Raw genomic sequence first — 18,871 nt, forward strand, 5'->3', positions numbered from 1 at the left:
GCCCGCGCGTTAAAAGGCGAGGGCGTTAAAATTTAAGGAAAAATTATGGAAAATATCTACATCATCGGCGACGTGCACGGCTGCTACAGATCGCTTTTGGCGTTAATAGAACAGCTGCCGCATAAATTTGATAGCAAAATTTGCTTCGTTGGCGATCTGATCGACCGAGGTCCTGCGAGTGCGGATGTGGTGGAGCTAGTGCGCGCTCGCGGATATGACGCGGTGATGGGCAATCACGAAAAACGCTTTGTGGGCAACGCAAAAACCGCTCTGAGGTGCGCAAAGACGGGCAAATTTACGAGCTCAAACGACCCTTATGCGTTTTTTAGCCTGGACGAAAGCTGGCTGTTTAATAATGGTGGTGAAGCGACGCTAGCATCGTACTATCGTCACGGAGGCGTGAAGCAATGCAAGGAGCATCTGCGGTTTGTCTCGCAGCTGCCGATTTACTTGGAGTATGATTTGCACGATGAAAGCGGTCGCGCGCTCGTCGTATCGCATTCCGCAGTAGGGCGTATGTGGCGGCTCAGACACGATGCAGAGCGTGCGAAAAGCTTCGCAGCTCACGTGCTAAGCGGGCGCGGAGACGATAGCGCGAATGATGGAATTTTTAACGTCTACGGGCACACGCCAGTAAAAAAGCCCGTCATTACGGAATTTAGCGCAAATATCGATCTGGGTTGTGTTTATAAAAAGCACTGGGGCGAGAAAGCAAGGCTTTGTGCGCTGGAGTTTCCCTCAAAGAAAATTTTCACGCAAGAATGCATAGATTTTTGAGTTTGTATCAGACCCATACAGATTAAAATTTAAATTTAAGCGGGCTGTTTGAAGGCGAAATTTTAGAATTTAAAGGCGCGTTCTTAAAGCGTCCGTCGCGCAGTCGGGTCGCGCTGAAATTTTAAATAATATCCCTTAGTTTGCGCGCTTCATACATCCACGCTTCAAGCTCATCCCAGCGCTCGTCACGAATCATCCCCACGCAAAGATCCAGTTCGTTTTTAAAAGCGTCGATCGCGCCTAGGAGGTTTGTGCGGTTTTGCTTGAAAATATCGACCCACATCTGCGGTGAGCTTTTGGCGATACGGCTCATGCCCGAGAAGCTGCCGCCGGCTAAATTTATGATGTTGCGGCGATTTTCCTCTTTTAGCACGCTATTTACGAGCGAGTAGCTGATCGCATGCGGCAGGTGCGAGATGAGCGCCACGTGGTGATCGTGGCTTTTTGCGTCCATAAATACGATCTTCATCCCCACGAATGAAAAAATTTCGACCGCTCGTTTGATATGCACTTCGTCTGCGCCGTGATCGTCGCAGATAACGACTACCGCGCCGTTTAAAAGCTCTTTAAACGCCGCTTGCGGGCCGGAGTTTTCGGTACCAGCCATTGGGTGAGCTGCGATGAAATTTCGTCTGATCTGCGGTGGGCAGTTTTGCAAAATTTTAAATTTCGTGCTTCCCAGATCGATGATCGTCGTCTCGCTTCTGCAGTCGCTTAGTTTTTGCAACGTCTCAATAATTGCCTCCACGGGGATTGCAAGAAAGATCGCGTCGCAGCTTTGCTTCATCTGCTCCAGACTTAAAATTTCATGCACAAGCCCGAGCCGTAGCGCTTCTTTTTCATTTTCACGGCTGATGTCGCAGCCATAGACGGCGCTAATTATTTTGGTGCTTTTTAGACATAGCCCCAGCGAGCCGCCGATGAGACCCAGACCGATAATTCCTATCTTCATAAAATTCCTTTTTGATATATGCAAGTTTTAATTTTAATGTGGTATTATACGCAAATTATTTTCGTTTTTAGGTAAAATTTTATGAAAAAAAGCGTTTTTTTACTCTTAGTAGGCGGGATTTCCGTGGCGTGCGCCGCACAGATCAAATCCATTAAATTTGAAGGTCTTAGGCATCTCTCTCCGCAGGTCGCACAGCAAATTTCGGGGCTTAAAGTAGGCGATGAGCTTAACGGCGAAAACACCAATGCTGCGATTTCAAAGCTATTTGAGCAGGGCTATTTCAGCGATGTTTATATCAGCGAACAAGGCGGCGCGGTCACTATCAACGTAACCGAAAAGCCGACTATCGCTAAGGTCGAGATCAAAAACGTAGTTACCAACGACCGCGACAAGATCAATGAGCTCATCGGCTTGCGTCCGGGTCAGGTTTACGATGAGGTGGCTGCTAAAAAAGCGGAGACCCGTATCAAGCAATACTACGAAGTTAAGGGCTTTTTCGACACCGTGGTGGAATTTTATCCAAAGCCGATCAACGACGATAAATCGGTCATCTTGCTAACGATCGAGGTAAATCGCGGCGAAAATATCATCATCGATAAGGTAAATTTAGTAGGTGCAGACAAGCTAGACTATGATGATATAGAGCCATCCGTTGCCAATAAAGAACGCGAGATGCTGGGCTGGATGTGGGGCTTTAACGACGGCAAGGTAAAAACCGCCGAGCTTCCTAACGACGCAAATAGAATTCAAGAAGAATATTATAAAAAAGGCTACTTAGACGCGCAGGTTTCGGCGCCGCTACTTAATGCCGATATGGATAATTACACTGCTGATCTTACCTACTATATCAGCGAGGGCGAGCAATATACCGTAAGCTCCGTAGATATCGAGTATCCTGCAGATATAATCAAGCTTGATAAAGAAAAAGTTTTGGACGATTTCAAGCTTCAAAAGGGCGATACGATGAATTCCGAGCGTTTGCGCCGCGATATGAATACGCTAGAGACTTTAGTCGCCGATCAGGGATATGCCTACGTGCGTATCGTGCCCAAGACTAAGCAGGACAAAGAAGCTCGCACAGTCGCTATCACGTATCAAGTCATCCCGGAGGATAAAGTCTATATTAGAAACGTAACGATTTCGGGCAACGATAAGACCGAGGATAAGGTTATCCGCCGCGAGATGTATCTGACCGAGGGAAATTTATATAGCAAAACCGACTACAACGATTCGTTAAATTCTTTAAAACGCACGGGGTATTTCGATGAGGTGGAGATTAAAGAAAACCGCGTTTCTAATGATCAGATCGATCTTGAAGTCGCAGTCAAAGAAGCTCCTACAGGCTCTATCACGGGTGGTATCGGATATGGCAGTGAGGATGGAATTTTACTTAGCGGCGGTATCAGTGATCGTAACGTATTTGGCACCGGCCTTCACGGCGCGTTCTCGGTCGAAAAGAGCGACGATCAGCTAAGCGGACGTTTGAGCTTAACCAATCCTAGAGTGTTTGATTCTGAGTATAGCTTGGGCGGATCGATCTTTGCCAACGACTACGACTGGGACGATTACGATGAGAAATCTTACGGATTTTCAATTACGGGCGGTCGCAAGATCGGGCGCAATACCGACGTAAGCCTTACATATTATCTAGAAAAAAGTGAGATTAAGGGCTTAAACGAATATTACGCCAAAGCAGGCTATCTAGATGGTAAGAATTTAAAAAGCTCGATTATCCCGTCTATTACATACAACAGCACCGATGATTATTACTTACCACGAAGCGGTATGATCGCAAGTGCCAGCTTAGAATACGCGGGTCTTGGCGGCGATATGGACTACACCAAGGCGCGAGGATCGTTTAACTATTATTTTGGCTTGCGAGATTATATCGATCACGACATTATCTTTAGATACAAAGCTGCAACGGGCTATATGTGGGAAGGTAATAAAAAGATCCCGATCAACGAAAAGCTATTCCTAGGCGGAATGAAAAGCATTAGAGGCTACGAAGGTCGCAGTATCCCGAAAAAGGAGATTTGCTTAAATGCAAATAATTGCCGCTATATCGAAACGGGCGGTATGCAGAGCTTCAATAACTCCTTTGAGCTAAGCTTTCCGGTGGTCGATAGGCTTAAAATGCGCTTTGTAACGTTTTTTGACTACGGAATGATCGGCGATCATGACTGGAATGAGGAGGAGCGCTATAGCACAGGCGCCGGTATCGAGTGGATGACGCCGATGGGGCCTTTGCAGCTATACTTCGTCAAGCCGCTTAATAAAAAACCGCACGACGACACAAATAGCTTCGAATTTAGCATCGGCGCTAGATTTAATTAAACGCGACGACTTGCGAACGCTGTGGCGTGCGTAGAATTTCTACCGCACGCCTTAAATTTAATAATGCTCACGATTTTAGCTTTTTGTGTAGCGCTTATTTGCAGCTATTGTAGGCGGTTTGAGCTAAATTTTAATTGGGATTCTGCTCGGCTTAGGATGAAATTTAAACGTATAGCTTGCTTTGAATTTTTTAGAATTTTATTTATCAAGATAGTTTGAAATTCCATTCGTATGGTAAAATTTTAAGTACAAGAGTTCTAAAAAATCAATACAAGCAATTAGCATAATTTAAAGAAATTCTAAATATTGGAATTTTAAAGATTACTATATATACGATAGACGCCGCTTTATTGCGCGCGGAATTTCACTGCATAGGATTTAGCGCGCCACTGAATTTTAAAGCTAATAAATTTTGATATTCTAAAATTACTAGAATTTAAAATCTGAAATTCGCCTCGTAAATCGCTAAACATTTGCGTTAAATTTTGCCTCGCTTTACCGATAATTTAAGTTAAGCTTGTAAAATCGCGCTCTAAAATCATATCAAAGGCTCTTTTATGCGTAGAAATGGCAATGGAACGAAGCTTAAAATTTTAATATTTCTTATTATAATATGCGCTTTGGTTTATGGAATCTTTAGAATTTTCACCTCGCCGAAATTTGAAAAAAATCCTCCGCAAATTGCGCTGGAAAATGAAATTTATTGGAATTTAACCTCGCCTTTAAAGATTAAAATTTCAGACGATACCGGCATTAAGCTCGTTCGCGTTAATTTAAACGACGGAGCCAGCACGATACCGCTACTAAATGAGGAGCTGAATGTTCCGCAAACGACGCTAGAGCTTGCCGTGCAATTTCCTAAAAATTTGATGCTTAATAAAGATAAAAACTACAAGCTTGAGGTTTTTGCAAACGACATTAGCTCGTGGAATTTTGCGCAAGGAAATAAGAGCGTAAAAACGGCAAATATAATAATAGACGACAAAAAGCCCATCATCAATATCATCAATCAATCCTACAAAATCACCAAAGGCGGTAGCGCCGTGGTTGTATTTTCGGCAAAAGACGAGCGCCTAAACGAAGTCTATGTCAAAACCAACTATGGCAAAATTTTTAAAGCGATTCCTTTTGTAAAAGAGGGCTATTATGCGTCTCTCGTAGCGTGGCCTGCAAATTTAGAGGAATTTCGCGCAGAAGCGGTCGCCACCGATCGTGCAGGCAACGAAAGCATTTCGCAGATCAAATATTTTTATCAGGACAAAAAATATAAAGTCTCTACTATCAAGCTAAATCCGGGCTTCATTAACGGCAAAGTAAGTGATCTGGCTAGCCAATATGCGCAGAATTTTAACTCGATGAGCGATTTGGAGAAATTTAAATTCGTAAACGAAACTCTGCGTAAGAAAAACGGAGATGATCTGCACGCTGCTACTAGCGCGGTGCACGAGGATAAAATAAATGGATTTGAGCTAAAGCCTTTTTATCCGCTTGCTAAAGGCGCAGCGGTAGCAAGCTTTGCCGATCATCGGATATTTTTTATGAACGACAAACAGGTAAGCGAGTCATGGCATATGGGGCTCGATCTAGCAAGCGTCGCAAACGCCGATATCAAAGAGAGCAACTACGGCAAAGTGGTTTTCGCGCAGGAAAACGGAATTTTCGGATTAAATTTAGGAATTTACTATGGCTTTGGATTATACGGCATATATGGACACTGCTCGGCGACGCAGTTAAGTGTGGGCAGCGATGTAAAGCCGGGCGATATTCTAGCACAGACGGGCTCAAGCGGCTTTGCTTTTGGAGATCATCTGCATTTTGGCATCGTAGTTCAGGGCGTGGACGTAAGGCCTGAGGAGTGGATGGATCCTAAGTGGATGAAAGATAACATTACCGACGTCTTAGAATCGTCAAAAAAAGTAATAGAAAAAGGTAAGTAAATTTTAAAATTTTCGCTATAATGCGCGGGTTAATGAAAACGAGGATAGAAATGAGACAGACAACGATAGCTAAGAAAGTCCATAACGTCGGCATTGGGCTGCACAAAGGTGAGCCTATCAAACTTACGTTAGAGCCTTTAGAGGCAGGCAGTGGAATCGTATTTTACAGAAGCGATCTTGGTATGAGTTTTAAAGCCGAGCCGAAAAACGTCATAAATACGCAGATGGCAACCGTCGTAGGAAGCGAGAAGGGCTATATATCAACGATAGAGCATCTAATGAGCGCTATTAATGCCTATGGTATCGATAATATCCGTATTATCGTCGATGCTAATGAAATTCCCGTAATGGACGGAAGTTCGGCGAGCTTTTGTATGCTTTTGGACGAGGCGGGAGTAAGAGAGCTCGACGCAAATAAAAAAGCTCTCATCATCAAGCGTGCCGTGGAGATTCGCGAGGGAGATAAGCTCGTACGACTAAGCCCGAGCAAGAGCCCTAAATTTGATTATACAATTAAATTTAGCCATCCGCTCATCGGCACTCAGCACTATGTTTTTGAATTTAGCAAAAAAGCCTATCTTAAAGAAATTTCGCGAGCGCGCACGTTTGGATTTTTGAAAGACGTGCAGGCGCTACGCTCAATGGGGTTAGCTCTAGGCGGCAGCTTAGAAAACGCCGTCGTAATCGATGAGAATAAAATTTTAAATCCCGAGGGTTTGCGCTTTGAAAACGAGTTCGTTCGTCATAAAATTTTAGACGCTATCGGCGATCTTGCGCTCGTGGGCGCTCCGATTTTGGGCGATTATACGGCGTTTGCGGGAAGCCACGATCTAAATCATAAACTCACTTTGGCAGTCCTTGCCGATGCTAAAAATTTCGAGCTAGTAGATCTTACCGCCGAGGTTGTGCGCGAATATCAAAAAGTCTTTGCTTAAGGCTGAAAAATCAAAGAGGTTGAAATTCTAATTGCCGCCCTTAGCGCTCCATGCCTGCTCGGCGTTTATGAAAACGGCGCTAAGATAGCGGAATTTGCAAGCGTTGAAGGCGAAAAAGCCGATAAATTTCTGGTCGCTAAATTTAGCGAAATTCTAAAAACTTATAAAATCAAAGAGCTCATCTACGCAAATACTCCCGGCAGCTTCATGGGCATGAAGGTAAGCTACGTAATATTGCGCACGCTTAGCATCGCCCTTGATGTGCCGCTATACGCGATCAGCGGCTTTGAGCTAAGCGGCTTTGAGCCGATCAGGGCGAATAAAAACTTGAGCTACGTTTATGAGAACGGAGAAATCAAAATGAAAAAATGCGCGCCCGCCGCGCTATCTTTGCCGCAGGATTTATCGGTTTTAAATAAAAGCGATGATATACTTCCAAATTACATCATAGAAGCGGTTTAGGAGAGAGCTTGATTATAAGAATTCCTGCGACGAGCGCAAATTTAGGCCCCGGTTTCGACGCGCTCGGCCTTAGCCTAGGGCTATTTAACGAAGTAGAGATTACCGAGCAGAAGTTTTTTTGCGTATCGCTTAGCGGCGAGGGTAGCGACAGAGCGTGGCTTAAGAAGGGCAACGCTTTTTTGAACATTTTCAATGAAATTTACAGAAAACTAGGCGGCGGGCAAGAGATAAATTTTAAATTTGCTTTTCACAACAACATCCCGTTTTCGCGTGGGCTGGGCAGTAGCTCGGCCGTGATCGTAGGCGCCATCGCAAGCGCTTATAAAATTTGCGGTTTTGAAATCGATCGCGCTAAAATTTTAAACACGGCGCTGGAATATGAAAATCACCCTGATAATATCGCACCCGCGACGCTCGGCGGCTTTGTTAGCAGCGTCGTGGACGGCAAGACGGTTCGCACGCAAAAATGCGAAATTTCGCAAGATCTGCAAGCGGTCGTCGTTATCCCCGATACGCCGATGCCTACGAACGAATCGCGCGGCAAGCTGCCTAAGAGCTTTTCGATCAAAGATTGCGTTAGCAACCTCTCGCACGCGGCGTTTCTGACCGCTTGCTTTATGCGGCGCGATTACGACAGCTTACGCCACGCCTGTATCGACAAGATGCACGAGCAGATGCGCATGGGCGTGCTTCCGCAGCTTTTTGGGGTGCGCGAGATCGCCTATGATAACGGCGCGCTTATGAGCTCGCTCTCGGGAAGCGGCTCAAGCTTTTTAAATTTAGCCTACAGAGCCGACGCCGCAAAGCTTAAAGCCTGCCTTAGCGAAAATTTTAAAAACTTCCGCGTCGAAATTTTAGAGATCGACAACGGTGGATTTAATATTGACTAAGAAAAATAAAGATATAATCGCATGAGCGAACCGATTAGGATGTGCGTTATTTGCAAGGGGCGCTTTGCCAAGCGCGAGCTCCACGCCTTTTTGCAAAATTTTAAAAATATAAGCTCAAACAGACAATTTTATATTTGCGACGGTTGCATAAATCAAAAAGAGAAAATTTCAAAATATCTATCTAAATTTGCGTCTAGCGCAGATTTGGGACATATCAAGGAGAGGGTTTTAAATGGGTGTTCTGATTAAAGATATTGCGGACGAGCTTGGATACGCAAGCAAAGAGATAATCGAAAAAGCGCAGGAGATGGGCTTTAAAAAGGTAAAAACCGCGTCGAATAAAGTAAGCGAAGAGGAAGCTGCAGCTATTTACGATTATATCCAGACGGGAATTTTGCCGGGGAAAAAGTCAAAGCCCGCAAAGAAAAGCTCCGAAAAAGCGCAAGAAGATGAGAAGAAACCCGCTAAAAAACAGAGCGAAACTAAAAAAATCGCTAAAAAAGAGAGTCCTAAAAAGGCGGAAAGCTTAAAAGCTTCCGAATCCAAAGAGTCTGCGCAGAGTGCTAAAGAGCCTAGCGACGAAAAAACGCGTACGCAAGAGCCTGAGGCGAAAACCGAAAAAGCCCAAAATCAAAAAGAAGAAATTTCCTCCGCCCCGCAGGAGAAAGAGGAGAAGCAAAACACCGCTTCAAAGCCCGCTCCAGTGCAGATAAACAGCGGCGATAGTATCGCTAGCGAGAGCCTGCAAAAGCGCCGTGGCCTAGTCATCGTCAAAAAGAAAAAGGAAGTTCAAGCCCCGGCGGCACAAGATAGAACCGAGCCTAGGCGCGAAAAGATGAGCGCGAGCTTGGAGGCGATCTTTTCAAACGCCGAACTAAATTTGAAAAAGAAAAAGATCGAAAAGAAAAAAGCCCCCGCCACTAAAAAAGAGGACGCCCTTAAAATCGACATCATTCCTGATCACGAAATGGCGGATATCGTCATTGAGGACGAAGACGTCGTGGTAATGCCCGATTTCACCGTCAAACCGATCCAGACCGAAAACCGCACCAAAAATAAAAACCAACCCAATATTTACCGCGCCTCGCAGAATCAAATTTTCAGCAGCGAAGGCGGTATAAGTCGCGGCGGTCGCAAAAAGCATAAAAAAGCCCCTCGCGAGCAGGGTAGCGAAATCGTAAGCTCTGTAAATATCCCAAAAGAGATCCGCGTTTACGAGTTTGCCGATAAGATCAAAAAGCAGCCTAGCGAGATCATCGGCAAACTATTTGCGCTTGGGATGATGACGACGAAAAACGACTTTTTGGACGAGGATGCGATAGAAATTTTAGCAAGCGAGTTCGGTATCGAGGTAAATATCGTCGATGAGGCGCAGGAGTTTGACTACATCAAGGCTTACGAGGACAGCGAAGGCGAAGAAAATTTAATCGCTAGAGCGCCTGTCATCACCATTATGGGGCACGTCGATCACGGCAAAACGAGCCTGCTTGATTATATACGAAACTCGCGCGTCGCAAGCGGCGAAGCGGGCGGCATCACGCAGCACGTAGGCGCGTATATGGTCGAGAAAAACGGCAGGAAGATCACCTTCATCGACACTCCTGGTCACGAGGCCTTTACTTCGATGAGAGCGCGCGGAGCCGAGGTTACCGATATCGTAATCATCGTAGTGGCGGCAGACGACGGCGTCAAGCCTCAGACTAAGGAGGCTATAGCGCATGCCAAGGCCGCAAATGTTCCGATCATCATCGCGATAAATAAGATGGACAAGCCTAATGCCAATCCCGATCTCGTAAAAACCGGGCTTGCAGAGCTTGACATCATGCCTACCGAGTGGGGCGGCAGCTACGAGTTCGTGCCGATCTCCGCAAAAACGGGCGAGGGAATTGAAAATTTATTAGAGATCGTGCTTTTGCAAGCTGATCTTTTGGAGCTCAAAGCCGATCCTAGCAAGCAAGCTAAGGCAACCATCATCGAAAGCTCCCTTCAAAAAGGGCGCGGTGCCGTTGCCACCGTCATCGTGCAAAACGGCACCCTACGCGTCGGAGACACCGTCGTAGCGGGCATCGCGTACGGCAAGGTGCGCGCGCTTAGCGACGATAAGGGCAGGGCGCTAAAGCAAATTTTACCGGGCGAATGCGGCGTCATCATAGGCCTTAGCGAGGTTCCGGGCGCGGGCGAGACGTTGATCGGCGTTTCAAGCGATAAGGAAGCGCGCGAGTACGCGAGCAAAATTTACGAGCACCAGCGCCAAAAAGAGCTTAGCAAATCGACCAAGGTCACCATCGACGAGCTAAGCGCCAAGATCGCCGAAGGCTCGCTAAAAAGCCTGCCCGTTATTGTCAAGGCCGACGTCGCTGGCTCGTTAGAGGCTATCAAAGCAAGCCTTGAGAAGCTCCGCAACGACGAAGTCAAGGTCGATATCATCCACAGCGGCATCGGCGGCATCACGCAAAACGACATCGCCTTAGCAAGCGCTAGCGAAAACTGCGTGATCTTGGGCTTCAACGTCCGTCCTACGGGCGAGATCAAAGAGCTTGCCAAGGAGCGAGGCGCGCAGATTAAGACCTACAACGTCATTTACAATCTAATCGACGATATCAAGGCGCTTTTGAGCGGTCTTATGAGCCCGATCATCAGCGAAGAGGCCTTGGGTCAAGCTGAGATCCGCCAGGTCATCAATGTGCCTAAGATCGGGCAGATCGCGGGCTGTATGGTTACCGACGGGCTCATCGCTCGCGGCGCAAAGATCCGCGTCATCAGAGAGGGCGTTATCGTTTTCGAGGGCAACGTCAGCTCGCTCAAGCGCTTCAAAGACGACGCCAAGGAAGTCGCCAAAGGCTTCGAGTGCGGCGTAGGCATCGAGGGCTACGACGATATGCGCGTGGGCGATTTTATCGAAAGCTACAAGCAAAAAGAGGAGCAGGCTACGATCGACTAGCGCTCGCGGAATTCCGCGTGAGCATTCGCTTTATTCGCACGGCTTGCGGCTAAATTTAAGCCTCGGCTGCGCTTTGAAATTTTATGCTCGTAAAATTTGGGCATGAAATTTCGCCTTTTAAATTTAGCGGCGGAATGCGCGAGCAAGGCTTTAAATTTTGTCGGTTTCTGCGCGAGGCTTTGTCGCGTAGCGGCTAGTTTTAAAATTTTAATGTTTAGACTTTTTGCGGCGCGGCTTTGCGATCAAATTTTAAATTTACGCCGCTTGCTGGTCGCAGTTTTTCCGTGCGACTTAAATTTTAAATTTAATCGCAAAGTTAAAATTTCAAAGCGGCAAAATTTAGATTTCGCATGGCATCGAAGCGCTTTTAAAATTTAAGATAAATTTCGAAGCGGCGCAGTGTGCGGCAAAATAGCGACGCGGCGGGTAGTGCGATTTAAAAATGATGCTGCAACGGCGCGTGGTGCCATCGCGGCGCTGCCAAAAGACGGCAGCGCGGATATCGCAAAAGCGACGCAGTAAGCGAGCGTAGCGCAAAGAGGGTGCCGCCGCGCGCTGTGGCGGCACCAAGAACGGGCAGCGTGGCAGCGGTATAGCGCCCGTGGCGAGCAGAGCACGGCGCAGAATAGCACCGCGTCTTGGCGCGAAAATATTTCTGTGGTAGCGGTGCGGCTATGCGACGAGCTTTTGTATGCGAGCCGCAAAATTCTTGCGCGATCTGCGTTTAAAATTTAAGCGTGGAGCACCGGGCTAAAGGCTAAAATTTAAGAGCAAAATTTCAAAGCCGAGCTCGCTTTTTAAAATTTAAAAGCGAAATTTTAAAAAGCGCGGCGCCGCTTGCAATATCTGCGTGCGGCAAACCGCTCAGAATTTAAACGGATGCTCCGACGCATCGCAAGCCGCGTCAAATTTAAACAGGCCGCGTCGCCGCAGGACGGATATTTTGCCATGTCGAAACGAGATAAAATTCTGCGTTGCCGCCGTGCCTAAGAGAAATAGAATTCCGCGTCGCCAATAAGATGGATGCGAGACAAAATTCTATGTCGCCGCGAGACGGACGCTCCGCTGCGACAAAGCAATAAAATTCCGTCATCGCAAGACGCAAAATAAAATTCCATCGCCGCGCAATCTGCGGCGATTTAAGATAGCGAGGTAAAGATGAATCCGACCGAACTAAGAAGACTGCGCACGCAAAGCGTGCTAAAACAACTCATCCCCGAAGCGCTCGCAAGCCTTGAGGACGAGCTTTTGCGCGGGCTGTGCGTCACCGACGTGGAGTGCAAGCGCGGGCGCTACGACGCGTTCGTGTATCTGGATAAAAACGCCTTCGACGAGCGCGAGCAGGAATTCGTGCTCGAAAAGCTCGGCCGCGTGGCGAGATATTTGCAAAACTTCTGCGCCGAGGCGGAGGGCTGGTACCGCTGCCCCGCGTTTCACTTCAAATTTGACGACCGCTTGGAGTATCAAAACAAAATGGACGATCTTTTTGACAAAATAAAGGAGGAGCTGCGCAAAAATGGTTGATTTAGAGGCTTTGGCGCGCGAGTGCGGCGTGCAGCTTTACGACGTGGAGACGGTGAGCGAAAACGGCAGAACGATCTATCGCATCAGTATCACGAAAGCGGGCGGCGTGGGGCTGGATGACTGCGAGCGGCTATCGCGGCTGCTTTCACCGATTTTTGACGTGGAGCCGCCGCTTGAGGGCGAGTGGACGCTAGAGGTCGGCTCGCCCGGGCTTGAGCGCAAGCTAAGCAAGCCACAGCATTTCGCAAACTCCGTGGGCGAGCTGGTGCGCCTAAGCCGCACGGACGGGCAGAAGCTAAGCGGCGAGGTGCTTGGCTGCGAAGGCGGCGTGCTTAGACTGCGCACGGACGGCGGCGAGGTAAGCGTGCGACTTGACGAGATCAAAAAGGCGCGAACCTACGTGCAGTGGTAGCGACGTGGATTTTAAAGCTCTGCGCGCAGATTTGAAATTTTGCAAATAAGGCTTTAAAATTTACCGCGCGGGATTTGCAAGTTTGAAATTTTAGCTCAAAATTTTGAGGTTTAAATTTTAAAATCGCTTTTGAAATTTACAGCTCCTAGTTGTTCTTAGCCGCTCTTGATCTCTCGTGGCGCTCGGCGCAAAATTTTAAATTTCCAGCGCCGCTTTGCTTGTTTTGAAATTTTATCTTACGCCGATAAAAGGTAATTTTTCACGCTACTAGGCGGCGCTTTAAAATTTCACGCTGCACCGCTAAAAGATAAGTTTTGCGTGATGCTTGCGCGTTGCTTTGGAATTTTACGTCGCGCCAAAAGGCGGCTAAATTTAAAATTTACGCGCTGTTTCGGCGCGGCAAAATTCCACGCTTTTTGCCGCAAAGTAGAATTTTAAATTTTACGCTTTGCCATAAATTTAGATTTTACCGTCCGCACCAGAATATTGCGCCTGCGAGCTTTGCGGCGTCTGTATCGCGATCGCGCTACGGCTATTTGCAAGCACGGCTTAATCGCAAAATTTCATCAATAAGGCTTTTTATAGAATTTCGGCAGCCCTGCTTTAGCGGTAAAATTTCGGCGAGAACGCGAAAATCAAAATCGAGTAAGGCGCGCCGTAAAATTTTACGCAAAGCGGTGCGGAAAATTCCGTGTCGCGAGACATAGACGGCACGCAAAACTCGCAAGGCAAAATCCATAGCAAAGCGGGAAATTCCGCGATAAATTTACGCTTTAAAACTCTGCGGGCAGAGGTTTGCGAGCCGCCCATCGGATAATTAAAATTCCGCCAAGCAGCGCGGATATTTGCGGCTACGAAGCGGAAATGCCGATTGTGGCTAGCAGCACGGGCGAGGTCATGAGTCCCACGATCGTAAGGATCCATGCGAGTATCGCTATTACGAGCGAGGCTTGTTTTTTGACGGCTTGATAGGTCGCGGCGATCGCACACAAAAACGCAAGCGGAACGAAAACGATCCCTAGGAAAAAGATCCCTAAAATCGCGAAGACTATGGAGAGTATCCCAAGCACGTTTGATTGGGGTTGAACGGTCGGTTGTTCAGACATTTTGATCCTTTGAAGAAGATTCGTGTAATTCTATCCCCCCCCCTGAATTTGAGCTGAAATCAAGCCGCGACTTTTGAAATTTCATATTCGCATCCGCTTGCTGTTTTGCCCTGGCACTCCATTAAAATTTTACTTCGCAAAATTAGCGTTTGTGCGCGCTATCGGTAGACGCTCTTTTGCACGATAAGCGTAAAATTTTGTGCCATTCGCGCGCGAAACGGACGCCGCAAAATTTGCGATTTAGGATAAAATTCTAAAACCTGTGGTAAGATTTCGCAGTTTCGCTTCCGCGCGGAATTTCGCCCGGGCACATACGGCGCGCGGCTTGTAAGCTCCGATAAATTTGGCGTTTAAAGCAAGCTTGGCTCTCGCAAGTGGGCTAAGTGCGAGCCGGCGCTATCCGGTACAGCAAGGATGAGCGCAGGTGAGCTAGTCGGTTTGCGCAGAGCTGCAATCTGTTGCGAACAGACGCGATTACTGGTTTGTCGCAAATCGGCTAAGCAATCGCAACGGAGCGGGACAATTTAAATTTTGGAAATTTTATGAACGACGAATTTTATATGGATTTGGCGCTGCGGGCTGCGTGGCGCTATCAGACCTTGACGCTACCCAACCCCGCCGTGGGCTGCGCGCTGCTGGATAAGAGCGGCAGAGTTCTAAGTATAGGCGCGCATAAAAAGGCGGGCTTTTTACACGCCGAGGCAAATGCTGTTTTTGCCGTGCTGTGCGATCTGGACGCAAATTTTGCGCAGGATTTCGCTTGCGAATACGCCCGCAAATTCGGCGTTAAATTTCAAAACACAAAAGCCCTAAAAAGCGCGCTTTTGCAGCCGAGCTTCACTTACGATTTCATCTTAAATCGCCACGGCGGGCTTTTGCGCGGCGCTTGCGCCTACGTCACGCTTGAGCCCTGCGCGCACCGCGGCAAGACCCCGTCTTGCGCCGAGCTTTTGGTGGAGCTTGGGCTGTCGCGCGTGGTAATCGGCGCGCGCGATACGAATGCACAGGCTGCGGGCGGCGCGGAAATTTTACGCCGTGGGGGCATAGAGGTGAAATTTGACGTTTGCCGTGCCGCGGCGACGGAGCTTGCGGAGCCGTTTTATCTGGCGCGCAAGGGCGGCTTTTGCTTCATCAAAATCAACGCCACGCTAAACGGCGCGGTGCATGGGCGGATCGGCAGCGAGAAGCAGCGCGCGTTCGTGCACGAGCTGCGCGGCGTGTGCGATTACGTAGGCGTGGGCGGGCAGACCGTGCGCGCCGACAGGCCGACGCTGGACGTGCGCGCGGCTAAATTTGACGAAATTAGCGCTTCGGCAGGCAGAGCCGATATGCCGGCGCTAGACGCGTGTGCCGCGCCGCAAAACCTAAAGCCGCGCCCCCCTGATGTTTGGATATACTCGCGCCGCGCACTTTCGGATTTTGATACAAGCATTCCGCTTTTTGGCGTCGCGGATCGCAAGGTGGAGGTCTCGTCCGCGCCGCCTGCGGGCGCGAAAATCACGATGATAGAAGCGGGTGCGAGTTCGTTTGACGAGTTTGCGCAGTTTGCGAGCCATGCGCTTATTTTTTACAGCGCGCAGATGAGGGACGCGGGAAATTTTAGAGCAAATTCCTCGCTACGGCCGCTTTTCATCTCTAGCGCGGGTGATCTGCACCTGGAAGCGAACGAATTCTACGGCTGGTTTAAGATTACAAAGTAGAGCAAGATAGTATTGTAGCTGCAGAAATAGTATTTTAATCAAAATCTTGTGTTTGCCTGGTAAAAAGCAGTAGCGACTTTAATACCTAAAAACTCTTTGCTATTATCGGTATAATTACTAAGAGCGCGATTATAAGCAGTACTATCAATAGTGCTTTGTCAATTTTGTAGTGTCTTTTGCTACTGCAATTTTGCAAAAATTTCCCCAACTCATATTCGCTGCTCTTGAATAGCCAAGCTGTCCAAATTATCCCTAAAAATAGACACATTGCTGAAAATGCCGCATTTGACTTTTGCCATACGATCGTACCGAAAATCATAAATAAAGATAGTATGTTTACGATGAATATACCTATCGTCGCAAAGGCGATGAAAAATATAATATTAAGCTTGCGATCAATGCCTTTGACATAAAAATCGCTCAAACTGCTACTGATATAGAAGGAAAATAACTCAAGAATTACCGTCGTAAAAGGCAGGCGAATATCGCCCGGAAATAAAAAATATCCCTTCAAAAGGTCTATTATATTAACATTTAAAAGTTTTGAGAGGTGCCACGAAGCAACGTAAAATGAAATCAAAAAAACTGCCAAAAAGACATTGCCTAAAAGAAACTTGTAAATTAGGTATTTTATGTTTTTGCGCACCTTGGCTCCCTGAAATTTCGCGAGATTATACGGCAAATTTGCTTTTAACAGGCTCAAATCGGCAGGAAAATTTGATGAGTGAAATTTAGCCAAAATTTTGATGCGTAGTTTAAATTTGCGGCTCTATTTACAGCTCAATTCGCGGTGCGAAATTTTAAATTTGAGCGGCGCGATGCACTTGGCTAAATTTAAAAATGTAGCGCGCGTTGTGTCGTTTCCACGCTATTAAAATAGAAGGCGTTTGGCTAAATTTAAAACCACTCCGTGTGTTCGATAAATTTCGTCGCATTTGCCAGCGCAGGTATGCTATAAGTCCAAAGCTCGGGCTTTTCAAAAGGGGTGTAGATATTATTCAAATACAAAGCTAAATTTAAGACAAGCAGTAGAAAAAATATATAATTCTTTTTCATAAAAGGAAAAGCGGCGCAAACCAAGACTACTATCAAATTTAATGCGATAAGAAAACCTATGTAATTAATATCTATAAAGGCGCAAAGTAAGCCTAAAATCGCGATTAATATATGTTTTTTCATATCCAATTGCCGTCCTTTTTAATTCCTGCAATTATAATGCGTAGGTTTAAATTTTGATAAAAAATATTTCGTGCTTTAAAATTTTGTCTCACCGTGCGGGCGATCTACGCCTATTAAATTTAGCGCAGACGGACAAAATTAAACGGGGCGCTTAGCTTTATTTAGATTCAAAAACGATAAAGTTTAACCATATTATTACGCCTATAAGCAATAAAATAGACGATAGTGTTTCGTTGGCATTCCAGCGCCTTTTTAGACTAACGATTTGTAAAAATTTACCGAGCTCGTAATCGCTTTTGCGAAATGAAAATGCCGTGGAATAGGTGCCTATGAATAATATCACGGCGGATAATATCGCTACTAATTTTTTATCCAAATCCAGACCGAATAGCATAAAACCGAATACTATGATATAAGTAACGGCGGTAAGCGCTAAAATTCCTATCGTCGTAAAGGCGATAAAAAATATAAAATTTAGCTTGCGATCGACCTCTTTGACATAGAAATCGCTCAAACTGCTGCTGATATAAAAGGCGAATAGCTCAAGAATCGCCGTCGTAAAAGGCAGACGAATATCGCCCGGAAATAAAAAATATCCCTTCAAAAGGCTCATAACATCGATATTTGAAATATTTTTAATATGCCACGAAACAACGTAAAATGAAATCACAAAAATGGCCAAAAAGACGTTACCCAAAAAGAACTTGTAAATTAAGTATTTTATGTTTTTGCGCACCTTGGCTCCCTGAAATTTCGCGAGATTATACGTCAAATTTGCTTTTAATCGGCTCAAATCGGCAGGAAAATTTAATGAGTGAAATTTAACCAAAATTTTGAGCGTAGTTTAAATTTGCGGCTCGATTTACAGCTAAATTCGCAGCGCAGAATTTTAAAATTTAGCGGCGCGAATCACGCTGGGTGTAGACGCAATTTGCACTGCTACTTTTATGCGAGCTTGCAATAAAGCATGAAGCAGGCTATGAGCGCGAGCAGTATCGTTACGATGACGCGGAGCTTAAAATCTACATTAAAGCTCGCGCCTAGATTTTTCAAAAGCCCGCTTAGCATAAAACCAGAGCGTTTAAATAGCGCGTATGTGAGGCACACAGACAATAAAAATGTGCCGCCGAAAAAGTAAAGCTCGTACCGTAAAAGCAATAATCCAAATATCAAACACAAAGAGCCCATCACGATCATTGACGCAAAGCATGCGCAAAATGTTATGAAAAACATAAAATCTAGCTTGCAATCTATGCCTAGAATTTTGTATCTAATCATCCTAAATGCGAAATATCCGCCGAATAAAAAAGCCGGCAAGAGCTTTTGCGCAAACGTGAGAAAATAGGCAAAAATAGGCGAGCGTGGAGTGGAGGCAAAATCGATTTCGATCCCAAGCTCGTTTAAAATAGTAAAAAGCATAAATCCCGCAACGCCGAAGCTTGCATAAGAGATCAAAAGCGAGATGAAAATTATCCGTATGGGGCTTTTGTCTTGGTTCACGAGCAGTCCTTTAGATTTTCGAGATTATATAAAATTCCCGCTTTCTTCACTATAAAATTTAGATGAAATTTTGCTTACTCGCGGTATTTGAAGCGTATGAAATTCTGATTTTGCGGTTAAAATTTGGAGTTAGAATTTGGCGGCAGAATTCCTAAGTAAGAATTTTGCGGCGAGAATTCTATAAAGAGAATTTTGCAATTAAAATTTTAAAATTTAAAA

General features: G+C 46.2%; 18 protein-coding genes. 12 read left to right on the forward strand and 6 right to left on the reverse strand.

Translation table 11 applies throughout. From position 1 onward, the window contains the following. The first annotated feature begins 45 nt into the window (after window positions 1-45). Window positions 46-777, forward strand: coding sequence for a metallophosphoesterase (locus tag Q0537_RS02670; protein WP_299224895.1), 732 nt, complete (start codon window positions 46-48; stop codon window positions 775-777). Window positions 778-898: 121 nt separating this feature from the next. Here Q0537_RS02670 and Q0537_RS02675 read toward each other — a convergent pair whose 3' ends face one another. Further along, window positions 899-1,729: a prephenate dehydrogenase gene (locus tag Q0537_RS02675; RefSeq protein WP_299224897.1), complete on the reverse strand. Its 831-nt coding sequence runs from the start codon at window positions 1,727-1,729 to the stop codon at window positions 899-901. A gap of 81 nt (window positions 1,730-1,810) precedes the next feature. Between Q0537_RS02675 and bamA the strand changes: the two genes are divergently transcribed. From bamA to Q0537_RS02725, 10 genes are all read left to right on the forward strand, one after another. Next, the gene (gene bamA, locus Q0537_RS02680) at window positions 1,811-4,066 is read left to right on the forward strand and encodes an outer membrane protein assembly factor BamA (protein WP_291935735.1); all 2,256 of its coding nucleotides are present in this window, start codon (window positions 1,811-1,813) and stop codon (window positions 4,064-4,066) included. A gap of 557 nt (window positions 4,067-4,623) precedes the next feature. After that, on the forward strand, window positions 4,624-6,003 hold the full coding sequence (locus Q0537_RS02685) for a M23 family metallopeptidase (protein WP_299224899.1): 1,380 nt from the start codon (window positions 4,624-4,626) through the stop codon (window positions 6,001-6,003). Window positions 6,004-6,053: 50 nt separating this feature from the next. After that, on the forward strand, window positions 6,054-6,938 hold the full coding sequence (gene lpxC, locus Q0537_RS02690; protein WP_299224901.1) for a UDP-3-O-acyl-N-acetylglucosamine deacetylase: 885 nt from the start codon (window positions 6,054-6,056) through the stop codon (window positions 6,936-6,938). A 207-nt stretch (window positions 6,939-7,145) separates the two neighbouring features. Further along, a complete protein-coding gene (locus Q0537_RS02695; protein ID WP_299224903.1) occupies window positions 7,146-7,400 on the forward strand; it encodes a glycoprotease in 255 nt (84 codons plus the stop codon). Window positions 7,401-7,408: 8 nt separating this feature from the next. Then, the gene (thrB, locus tag Q0537_RS02700) at window positions 7,409-8,290 is read left to right on the forward strand and encodes a homoserine kinase (RefSeq protein WP_298027264.1); all 882 of its coding nucleotides are present in this window, start codon (window positions 7,409-7,411) and stop codon (window positions 8,288-8,290) included. Window positions 8,291-8,311: 21 nt separating this feature from the next. Then, complete coding sequence (locus Q0537_RS02705) at window positions 8,312-8,539, forward strand: hypothetical protein (protein WP_040304108.1); 228 nt, start codon at window positions 8,312-8,314, stop codon at window positions 8,537-8,539. After that, complete coding sequence (gene infB, locus Q0537_RS02710) at window positions 8,523-11,231, forward strand: translation initiation factor IF-2 (protein WP_299224905.1); 2,709 nt, start codon at window positions 8,523-8,525, stop codon at window positions 11,229-11,231. Before Q0537_RS02705 ends, infB begins: the two co-directional genes overlap by 17 nt. Window positions 11,232-12,389: 1,158 nt before the next feature. After that, a complete protein-coding gene (gene rbfA, locus Q0537_RS02715) occupies window positions 12,390-12,755 on the forward strand; it encodes a 30S ribosome-binding factor RbfA (protein ID WP_299224907.1) in 366 nt (121 codons plus the stop codon). Beyond that, the gene (locus Q0537_RS02720; RefSeq protein ID WP_297882894.1) at window positions 12,748-13,167 is read left to right on the forward strand and encodes a ribosome maturation factor RimP; all 420 of its coding nucleotides are present in this window, start codon (window positions 12,748-12,750) and stop codon (window positions 13,165-13,167) included. The genes rbfA and Q0537_RS02720 overlap by 8 nt, the downstream gene beginning before the upstream one ends. A 691-nt stretch (window positions 13,168-13,858) precedes the next feature. Next, window positions 13,859-13,984, forward strand: coding sequence for a hypothetical protein (locus Q0537_RS02725; RefSeq protein ID WP_299224909.1), 126 nt, complete (start codon window positions 13,859-13,861; stop codon window positions 13,982-13,984). Window positions 13,985-14,018: 34 nt separating this feature from the next. On the opposite strand, the gene Q0537_RS02730 is transcribed toward Q0537_RS02725, so the two are convergent. After that, on the reverse strand, window positions 14,019-14,273 hold the full coding sequence (locus Q0537_RS02730) for a hypothetical protein (protein ID WP_069435689.1): 255 nt from the start codon (window positions 14,271-14,273) through the stop codon (window positions 14,019-14,021). A gap of 542 nt (window positions 14,274-14,815) precedes the next feature. Here Q0537_RS02730 and ribD point away from each other — a divergent pair. Continuing rightward, on the forward strand, window positions 14,816-15,973 hold the full coding sequence (ribD, locus tag Q0537_RS02735) for a bifunctional diaminohydroxyphosphoribosylaminopyrimidine deaminase/5-amino-6-(5-phosphoribosylamino)uracil reductase RibD (protein WP_299224911.1): 1,158 nt from the start codon (window positions 14,816-14,818) through the stop codon (window positions 15,971-15,973). Between the two features lie 85 nt (window positions 15,974-16,058). Here ribD and Q0537_RS02740 read toward each other — a convergent pair whose 3' ends face one another. The 4 genes from Q0537_RS02740 to Q0537_RS02755 all read right to left on the reverse strand — a co-directional run bounded on the left by Q0537_RS02740 (window position 16,059) and on the right by Q0537_RS02755 (window position 18,652). After that, on the reverse strand, window positions 16,059-16,619 hold the full coding sequence (locus Q0537_RS02740; protein ID WP_299224913.1) for a hypothetical protein: 561 nt from the start codon (window positions 16,617-16,619) through the stop codon (window positions 16,059-16,061). A gap of 251 nt (window positions 16,620-16,870) precedes the next feature. Further along, the gene (locus tag Q0537_RS02745; RefSeq protein WP_299224915.1) at window positions 16,871-17,152 is read right to left on the reverse strand and encodes a hypothetical protein; all 282 of its coding nucleotides are present in this window, start codon (window positions 17,150-17,152) and stop codon (window positions 16,871-16,873) included. 157 nt (window positions 17,153-17,309) lie between these two features. Further along, on the reverse strand, window positions 17,310-17,888 hold the full coding sequence (locus tag Q0537_RS02750) for a hypothetical protein (RefSeq protein ID WP_299224917.1): 579 nt from the start codon (window positions 17,886-17,888) through the stop codon (window positions 17,310-17,312). A 209-nt stretch (window positions 17,889-18,097) separates the two neighbouring features. Next, window positions 18,098-18,652, reverse strand: coding sequence for a hypothetical protein (locus tag Q0537_RS02755; RefSeq protein WP_298990062.1), 555 nt, complete (start codon window positions 18,650-18,652; stop codon window positions 18,098-18,100). Between the last annotated feature and the right edge of the window lie 219 nt (window positions 18,653-18,871).

Origin of the sequence: uncultured Campylobacter sp. (assembly GCF_938017775.1) — a bacterium.
In the GTDB taxonomy this organism is placed as follows: Bacteria; Campylobacterota; Campylobacteria; order Campylobacterales; family Campylobacteraceae; genus Campylobacter_B.

Coding starts and splice junctions, on each gene's coding strand:
- Q0537_RS02670 (WP_299224895.1), top strand. CDS start 46: ATGGAAAATATCTACATCATCGGCGACGTGCACGGCTGCTACAGATCG.
- Q0537_RS02675 (WP_299224897.1), bottom strand. CDS start 1,729: ATGAAGATAGGAATTATCGGTCTGGGTCTCATCGGCGGCTCGCTGGGG.
- bamA (WP_291935735.1), top strand. CDS start 1,811: ATGAAAAAAAGCGTTTTTTTACTCTTAGTAGGCGGGATTTCCGTGGCG.
- Q0537_RS02685 (WP_299224899.1), top strand. CDS start 4,624: ATGCGTAGAAATGGCAATGGAACGAAGCTTAAAATTTTAATATTTCTT.
- lpxC (WP_299224901.1), top strand. CDS start 6,054: ATGAGACAGACAACGATAGCTAAGAAAGTCCATAACGTCGGCATTGGG.
- Q0537_RS02695 (WP_299224903.1), top strand. CDS start 7,146: ATGGGCATGAAGGTAAGCTACGTAATATTGCGCACGCTTAGCATCGCC.
- Q0537_RS02705 (WP_040304108.1), top strand. CDS start 8,312: ATGAGCGAACCGATTAGGATGTGCGTTATTTGCAAGGGGCGCTTTGCC.
- infB (WP_299224905.1), top strand. CDS start 8,523: ATGGGTGTTCTGATTAAAGATATTGCGGACGAGCTTGGATACGCAAGC.
- rbfA (WP_299224907.1), top strand. CDS start 12,390: ATGAATCCGACCGAACTAAGAAGACTGCGCACGCAAAGCGTGCTAAAA.
- Q0537_RS02720 (WP_297882894.1), top strand. CDS start 12,748: ATGGTTGATTTAGAGGCTTTGGCGCGCGAGTGCGGCGTGCAGCTTTAC.
- Q0537_RS02730 (WP_069435689.1), bottom strand. CDS start 14,273: ATGTCTGAACAACCGACCGTTCAACCCCAATCAAACGTGCTTGGGATA.
- ribD (WP_299224911.1), top strand. CDS start 14,816: ATGAACGACGAATTTTATATGGATTTGGCGCTGCGGGCTGCGTGGCGC.
- Q0537_RS02745 (WP_299224915.1), bottom strand. CDS start 17,152: ATGAAAAAACATATATTAATCGCGATTTTAGGCTTACTTTGCGCCTTT.